This window comes from Shigella sp. FJ200513 (assembly GCF_040495915.1).
Classification (GTDB): Bacteria; Pseudomonadota; Gammaproteobacteria; order Enterobacterales; family Enterobacteriaceae; genus ECMA0423.
The window spans coordinates 1-7,694 of sequence record NZ_JBDYCV010000144.1; the positions used below are offsets into that span (position 1 = coordinate 1).

General features: G+C 50.5%; 6 protein-coding genes and 2 pseudogenes. 2 read left to right on the forward strand and 6 right to left on the reverse strand.

All coding sequences use genetic code 11. The features are described from left to right. Positions 1 to 414: 414 nt before the first annotated feature. On the forward strand, positions 415 to 1,107 hold the full coding sequence (locus ABZJ92_RS19600) for a FadR/GntR family transcriptional regulator (protein ID WP_001131160.1): 693 nt from the start codon (positions 415 to 417) through the stop codon (positions 1,105 to 1,107). A gap of 22 nt (positions 1,108 to 1,129) precedes the next feature. Continuing rightward, positions 1,130 to 2,557, forward strand: a complete 1,428-nt coding sequence (gene mdtD / locus ABZJ92_RS19605; protein WP_001280877.1) for a multidrug transporter subunit MdtD — start codon at positions 1,130 to 1,132, stop codon at positions 2,555 to 2,557. On the opposite strand, the gene rbsR is transcribed toward mdtD, so the two are convergent. The 6 genes and pseudogenes from rbsR to ABZJ92_RS19635 form a co-directional block, all read right to left on the reverse strand. After that, a complete protein-coding gene (gene rbsR, locus ABZJ92_RS19610) occupies positions 2,523 to 3,515 on the reverse strand; it encodes a ribose operon transcriptional repressor RbsR (protein ID WP_000224470.1) in 993 nt (330 codons plus the stop codon). The genes mdtD and rbsR overlap by 35 nt on opposite strands. Positions 3,516 to 3,518: 3 nt before the next feature. Next, the gene (rbsK, locus tag ABZJ92_RS19615) at positions 3,519 to 4,448 is read right to left on the reverse strand and encodes a ribokinase (RefSeq protein WP_005051970.1); all 930 of its coding nucleotides are present in this window, start codon (positions 4,446 to 4,448) and stop codon (positions 3,519 to 3,521) included. A gap of 125 nt (positions 4,449 to 4,573) precedes the next feature. Continuing rightward, a pseudogene (rbsB, locus tag ABZJ92_RS19620) lies at positions 4,574 to 5,464 on the reverse strand (ribose ABC transporter substrate-binding protein RbsB). A gap of 24 nt (positions 5,465 to 5,488) precedes the next feature. Further along, the gene (gene rbsC, locus ABZJ92_RS19625) at positions 5,489 to 6,454 is read right to left on the reverse strand and encodes a ribose ABC transporter permease (RefSeq protein ID WP_000632679.1); all 966 of its coding nucleotides are present in this window, start codon (positions 6,452 to 6,454) and stop codon (positions 5,489 to 5,491) included. A 4-nt stretch (positions 6,455 to 6,458) separates the two neighbouring features. Further along, a pseudogene (gene rbsA / locus ABZJ92_RS19630) lies at positions 6,459 to 7,618 on the reverse strand (ribose ABC transporter ATP-binding protein RbsA); the annotation flags it as partial. Between the two features lie 17 nt (positions 7,619 to 7,635). Next, the gene (locus ABZJ92_RS19635) at positions 7,636 to 7,692 is read right to left on the reverse strand and encodes an IS1 family transposase (protein ID WP_003032489.1); all 57 of its coding nucleotides are present in this window, start codon (positions 7,690 to 7,692) and stop codon (positions 7,636 to 7,638) included. Positions 7,693 to 7,694: the final 2 nt, after the last annotated feature.

Here is a 7,694-nt window from a genome sequence, read left to right on the forward strand (position 1 = left end):
TTTCGTCTTGCGACGTTAAGAATCCGTATCTTCGAGTGCCCACACAGATTGTCTGATAAATTGTTAAAGAGCAGTGCGCTTCGCTTTTTCTCAGCGGCGCGGGGGGGGGTGTGCATAATACGCTTTCCCGCTACAGAGTCAATCATTTATTTTTGCTTTTTCTGTCGGAATTCTCAGGAGAACCCCGCTGACCCGGCGGCGTATTTGCCGTTGTTCCGTGTCAGTGGTGGCGTATTATAGGGAGTTATCCCGGCCTGACAAGAGGAAATTTAAAATAATTTTCTGACCGCGCATTTTTTCAGCAAAACACCCCGTTAATGTGCCATAAAACAAGCAATTTGCCGTTTTTGCAACCGTAATCACACTTCCTGGTGGCATACTAAGGAGGAATAAAAAGAAAAAGGAAGATAAGTAATGCCTTTAAGCGCACAACAGTTAGCTGCACAGAAAAACCTTTCGTATGTTCTGGCTGAGAAGCTGGCGCAACGGATCTTAAAAGGTGAATATGAACCCGGCACCATTTTGCCCGGTGAGATTGAGCTGGGCGAGCAATTTGGAGTGAGTCGTACAGCGGTACGCGAAGCGGTCAAAACGTTAACGGCAAAAGGGATGGTTTTACCGCGACCGCGAATTGGTACTCGGGTCATGCCACAATCGAACTGGAATTTTCTTGATCAGGAATTGCTTACTTGGTGGATAACAGAAGAGAACTTTCATCAGGTCATCGATCACTTTCTGGTTATGCGTATCTGTCTGGAGCCGCAAGCCTGCCTACTGGCAGCAACGGTTGGCACCGCGGAACAGAAGGCGCATCTCAATACGTTAATGGCCGAAATGGCGGCATTAAAAGAGAACTTTCGCCGTGAACGCTGGATCGAAGTCGATATGGCCTGGCATGAGCATATCTATGAAATGAGCGCCAATCCGTTTTTGACCTCATTCGCCTCGCTATTCCATTCGGTTTATCACACTTACTTCACGTCAATTACCAGCGACACAGTGATAAAGCTGGATCTGCACCAGGCGATTGTCGATGCGATTATCCAAAGCGATGGCGACGCGGCATTTAAAGCTTGTCAGGCGCTGCTACGCTCACCTGATAAGTGATAACCCGATAACAGGACATTGAATGAGCGATAAAAAGAAGCGTAGTATGTCGGGTTTGCCGTGGATCGCGGCGATGGCCTTCTTCATGCAGGCACTTGATGCCACTATTCTGAATACCGCCTTACCCGCAATCGCTCATAGCCTTAATCGTTCTCCTCTCGCGATGCAATCAGCCATCATCAGTTATACGCTGACGGTGGCGATGCTTATTCCGGTAAGCGGATGGCTAGCCGATCGCTTCGGTACGCGTCGCATTTTTACCCTTGCCGTGAGTCTGTTCACGTTGGGTTCTCTGGCCTGCGCACTTTCTAATTCGCTACCACAGCTGGTTGTCTTCCGGGTTATTCAAGGGATAGGCGACGCAATGATGATGCCTGTTGCTCGGCCGGCCTTACTGCGTGCTTATCCTCGTAATGAACTTCTTCCGGTATTGAATTTTGTCGCCATGCCGGGTCTGGTGGGGCCAATTTTAGGCCCCGTTCTTGGCGGCGTGCTGGTCACCTGGGCAACCTGGCACTGGATATTTTTAATTAATATCCCCATAGGTATTGCGGGCCTTCTTTACGCGCGCAAACATATGCCCAATTTCACCACCGCACGACGCAGATTCGATATCACTGGCTTTTTGCTGTTTGGCCTCAGCCTTGTTCTCTTTTCAAGCGGAATAGAGCTATTCGGGGAAAAGATTGTCGCCAGCTGGATTGCCTTGACGGTAATTGTCACCAGCATCGGGTTACTGCTTCTCTATATTCTCCATGCGCGACGTACGCCAAACCCATTAATTTCATTAGATTTATTTAAAACCCGCACTTTCTCGATCGGTATCGTAGGCAATATTGCAACCCGTCTGGGGACCGGCTGTGTACCGTTCCTTATGCCATTGATGTTACAGGTAGGATTTGGTTATCAGGCGTTTATTGCCGGCTGTATGATGGCACCGACAGCGTTAGGTTCCATTATTGCAAAATCGATGGTTACCCAAGTCTTACGTCGTCTGGGCTATCGCCATACATTAGTGGGGATCACGGTGATTATTGGGCTAATGATCGCTCAGTTCTCTTTGCAATCACCGGCAATGGCGATATGGATGCTGATCTTGCCGTTGTTTATATTAGGGATGGCTATGTCGACGCAGTTTACCGCGATGAATACCATCACACTTGCCGATCTGACCGATGACAACGCCAGCAGCGGTAACAGTGTTCTGGCGGTCACGCAGCAACTGTCGATTAGTTTAGGCGTTGCTGTAAGTGCGGCCGTCCTTCGCATTTATGAAGGGATGGAAGGCACAACGACTGTCGAACAATTCCACTATACGTTTATCACGATGGGCATTATTACTGTTGCTTCAGCAGCAATGTTCATGCTTCTGAAAACAACCGATGGTAATAATTTGATCAAAAGACAGCGTAAATCTATGCCGAACCGCGTTCCATCAGAATCGGAGTAAGTTGTAATCGTTGTTGCTGAAGGGTCGGCTGGGTTATCCGATGGATGAGTACATCAATCGCCAGCTCCCCCAGTTCATCTTTCGGTTGGTGGATAGTGGTTAATGGTGGCGTCATAAAGCTTGCCAGTTCGATATCGTCATAGCCAATCACCGCGATATCCTGCGGAACCTGTAACTCTGCCTGATATAACGCCTGGTAAACGCCAACAGCCATAGCGTCATTTCCGGTAAAGACGGCCTGAGGACGCAGCGGATGTGATAACAGTTGGCGCATGGCGTCAAACCCGCCGTTAAATTCAAAATCACCAGTGACTTCATAGCCATCAGGAATGTTGAGACCCGCACGTTTCATCGCCGCCCGATAACCTTCCAACCGCAGGCGCGCCGGAGTTTTATCCAGCGGACCGGTAATACAGGCGATACGGGTATGACCTTTATCGATCAGATATTGCGTTGCTAAGTCTCCGCCCAGCAACGAGTTATCCTGAATAAGATCGCTGTCGCCATCGAACGGAGCCCAGTCCATCATCACGGTAGGCACTGTCGGATAACGTTGCATGATTTCACGCGAAGGCTGATGCGTTTCGGTACACAGTAACAGTAAGCCATCAACGCGTTTTTGCATCAGCGTTTCCAGATTGCGATTCATCCGCTGTTCATCGCCTTCGGTATTGCAAAGGACGAGACTATAACCGCGTTCGAAGCAGCTGCGTTCAACGCCACGCACCAGTTCTGAATAGAAAGGATTGGTACTGGCAGTGATCAACATGCCAATGGTATGTGTTTGATTGAGTTTGAGGCTACGCGCCAGAGCTGATGGCGCGTAATTGAGTTCTTTAATCGCCGCTTCAACTTTGGCGGTAATCGCTTCACTGACGAAGCGATCTTTATTGATAACGTGAGAAACTGTTGAGGTAGAAACGCCCGCCAAACGGGCAACATCTTTCATTGTAGCCAAGCGTCACCTCTGCCTGTCTAAAAATGCGTCGATCTCTTCACGCCACGGTACGGAAGGTTGTGCGCCTTTACGTGTTACGGCAATCGCAGCGGCAGCATGGGCAAACCGAATCGCCTCTGGCAATGGTTTTTCTTCCAGCAACGCCGTGATTAACGCGCCGTTAAAGGTATCTCCGGCAGCAATGGTATCGACAGCCTGCACCCGGAATCCAGGAACGCGCTGACCTTCACCATTCACGCTAGCCCATACACCACGACTTCCTAAAGTAATCAGTACAGTACGGATACCCTTTTCATGCAGTACCTGCGCCGCCTTCGCTGCATCTTCATCATTTTCAACACGAATACCGGTGAGCTTTTCTGCTTCCGTTTCGTTTGGCGTAATAATGTCCACCAGCGCCAGCAGTTCGTCAGGAAGTTCGCGAGCCGGAGCCGGGTTAAGCGCAACGATAGTCTTATTTTGATGGGCGATTTTCGCCGCTGCCATCACACTTTCGAGTGGTGATTCCAGCTGCATTAATAACGCTGACGCGTTGGCAATACGCTCACGTTGCGCTTCCACCAGCGATGGGGAAAGAGCAGCATTAGCGCCGGCATGAATACCGATGACATTCTCACCTTCGCCATTAACAAAAATCAGCGCCACACCTGTTGATTCGCCTTTGATCACGCTGACCGGAGTAATATCGATGTTATCAGTGGCGAGCTGCTGGCGAACGCTCTCGCCAATGCTGTCATCGCCAGTACAGGCAATAAACGCGATATTCGCACCGCTACGCCCAGCAGCCACAGCCTGATTCGCGCCTTTGCCGCCAAATGCAACCTGATAGTGGTTACCGGTTACGGTTTCGCCTGGAGTAGGAAAAGATTGAAGATTAAGAATGTGGTCAGCATTAATGCTGCCAAGAACAACGAGGCTGCCTGCGTTTTGCATATTCGGGATGTCCATAAAATGCGCCACCGTGTTAGGGTGGCGCGTGCCCTGCTTTTCTTTATATTACACGTTCATCTGTCGATGACGTATTTATGTCACCATCAGGTCATACAACCTGATTAAAACTACTGCTTAACAACCAGTTTCAGATCAACCGGATACTTAGCCTGAACTTTCTCGCCTTTCAGCACTTTATCTGCGGTTTCAACGCCTTTCGCGCCAATCTGATCGGGTAGCTGAGCGATAGTCGCTGCTAGTTTGCCATCATTCACCGCTTTTTCGCCATCCGGTGTACCGTCAAATCCGACGACCATCACATCCGATTTACCGGCAGTTTGCAGTGCGCGCAGCGCGCCCAGCGCCATTTCATCATTCTGCGCGAATACAGCCTGAACATCCGGATGAGCGGTCAACAGGTTCTGCATTACGTTCAAACCTTTGGTGCGATCAAAATCTGCTGGCTGGCTGGCAAGAACATTAAACTTGTGAGCAGCAACGGCCAGCTGGAAGCCTTCGCCACGTTCACGGGCTGCGGATGTACCGGCAATGCCTTGCAGCTCGATAACTTTGGCACCTTCACCCGCTTTCTTCGCGATGTAATCACCGGCGATTTTGCCGCCCAGTACGTTATCAGATGCAATGTGGCTCACCACTTCACCTTTCGTTGCCTGGCGGTCAAGAGTGATAACCGGAATGTTCGCCTAGTTAGCCATCTTCACAGCATTACCCACTGCGTCGGAGTCGGTCGGGTTAATCAGCAGAATTTTGGTGCCGCGAACGGTTAAGTCCTGCACGTTCGCCAGCTCTTTCGCCGGGTTGTTCTGGGAGTCCAGCACCACCAGGTTATAGCCAAGTTTATCCGCCTCTTTCTGCGCGCCATCTTTCAGCGATACAAAGAACGGGTTGTTAAGCGTGGAGACCACCAGCGCGATGGTGTCTTTTGCCATCGCATTCGCACTGACGGTGGCGCTTAGCGCAACAGCGGAAACCAGGGTAGCCAGTTTTTTCATGTTCATATTCAAGATGTCCTGTAGTCGTTATTACTGCTTTTTGTTGTCTACCAGCACCGCCAGCAAAATCACCACCGCTTTGACGATCATCTGGTAATAGGAGGAAACACCTAACAAATTCAATCCATTATTAAGGAAGCCAAGAATTAATGCGCCGATCAACGTCCCAACAATGCGACCTTTTCCGCCCGCCAGACTCGTACCGCCCAGAACCACCGCAGCAATAGCATCCAGCTCATAGCCAGTCCCCGCCGTGGGTTGTGCAGAGGAGAGACGCGCCACTTCAATGATCCCGGCCAGCGATGCCAGCAGACCACAAAGAGAATAGACGATGATTTTGATTTTATTGACGTTGATACCAGAAAGACGCGTTGCCGCTTCGTTGCCGCCCAGCGCGTAGATGTAACGCCCCAGACGCGTGTGATGCAGCATGTACCAGGCCGCGAGGAAGACAATCCCCATGATCCAGACTGGCGTCGGTACGCCCAGCGGACGACCAATACCAAACCAGCCAAACAGATCGGCGTTCTCAGTAAAGCCGGTATTCACTGGGCTACCGTTGGTATAAACCATGGTCACGCCGCGCAGTAAAAGCATCATAACCAGCGTAGCGATAAACGCCTGGACGCGACCTTTCGCTACAATCACCCCGGTTACCGCACCAATTGCGGCACCTAACGTGAGAGCAGCAGCGACAGCCACCAGCGCATTGACTTCAATGCCGACGATAGATGCAGCAACTGCGCCGGTTAGCGCCAACAGAGAACCTACCGACAAGTCTATGCCCGACGTCAGGATCACCAGCGTCATCCCGACCGCCATAATGGCGTTCACCGAAGTTTGCTGGAGAATATTGAATAAGTTATTGATGGTGAAAAAGTTCGGGCTTAACGTCGAGACAATCGCGATCAGCACCAGCAGAGCGATAAGCGATTTCTGCTCCATCAGCCACGCTTTCGTGAAATAACGGCGACCAGAGACAGTCTGGGTTATCATTTTTTTACTCCTGATTCACGCGATTAAGCTTGCCCACAGCGACAGCCATTAACACTTCCTGGGTGGCCTGCTCACGAGTAAATTCCCCGCTGAGATGCCCTTCATGCATGACGATGATGCGATCGCTCATGCCTAATACTTCTGGCATCTCCGATGACACCAGAATGATACTCAAGCCATCGGCTTTGAACTGGTTAATCAGTTGATAGATCTCTTTTTTCGCGCCGACATCTACGCCACGGGTAGGCTCATCAAGGATCAATACTTTGGGGGTGTCATCAGACCGCGGGCAATCGCCACTTTTTGCTGATTGCCACCGGAAAGCAGACCAATTGCCTGTTCCATCGACGGCGTTTTCACATTAAACAGACGAATGAAATCACTCACAGCCTGCTGTTCATCGGCATGCTTCAAACTGCCGCCAGCGCGGCTGAAGTAGCGCAGCGCTGTCAGCGACATGTTCTCTTTTACTGACATGCCCAGCACTAAACCGTCACGTTTACGGTCTTCGGAGATATACACAATGCCGTTTGCCAGGCCATCCTGCGGTGAACGGGTAACGACTTCATGCCCATCCAGGGTGACGTAACCGCTGGTGCGCGGCAGTGCGCCGTAGAGCACTTTCATCAGTTCGGTACGACCTGCGCCCATCAAACCAGAGACGCCAAGAATTTCGCCTTTGCGTAAAGTAAAAGAGACATCGTTAACGCCAGGTCCGCAGAGATTATCGACTTTCAGGCGGATATCTCCTGGCGCTTTGTCCAGGTGTGGATATTGATCTTCCAGCTTGCGGCCCACCATCATCTCAATCAGCGAATCTTCGGTCAGTGATGCCACTTCGCGCTCAGCAATAAATTGCCCATCACGAAAAACGGTAACGTCATCGCAAATCTCGAAGATTTCTTTCATGCGGTGGGAGATATAGACAATACAGTGGCCTTGCGATTTCAGCTCGCGGATGACGCGGAACAGGGATTCGGTTTCGGTATCGGTCAGCGCATCGGTCGGTTCATCCATAATGATGACTTTCGACTCAAAGCTCAGCACTTTGGCGATTTCAACCATTTGCTGGTCACCGATGGAAAGATCGCCCACTAACTTGTCGCTTTTAAAGCGCAGGTTAAGTTTAGCCAGCAATTTATCCGCTTCGACATACATGGTTTTCCGGTAATGACTCCAACTTACTGATAGTGTTTTATGTTCAGATAATGCCCGATGACCTTGTCATGCAGCTCCACCG

Bases quoted from the DNA above. Each gene is read 5' to 3' on its own strand.
- rbsC (WP_000632679.1), bottom strand. From the start codon at position 6,454: ATGATAACCCAGACTGTCTCTGGTCGCCGTTATTTCACGAAAGCGTGG.
- mdtD (WP_001280877.1), top strand. From the start codon at position 1,130: ATGAGCGATAAAAAGAAGCGTAGTATGTCGGGTTTGCCGTGGATCGCG.
- ABZJ92_RS19600 (WP_001131160.1), top strand. From the start codon at position 415: ATGCCTTTAAGCGCACAACAGTTAGCTGCACAGAAAAACCTTTCGTAT.
- rbsK (WP_005051970.1), bottom strand. From the start codon at position 4,448: ATGCAAAACGCAGGCAGCCTCGTTGTTCTTGGCAGCATTAATGCTGAC.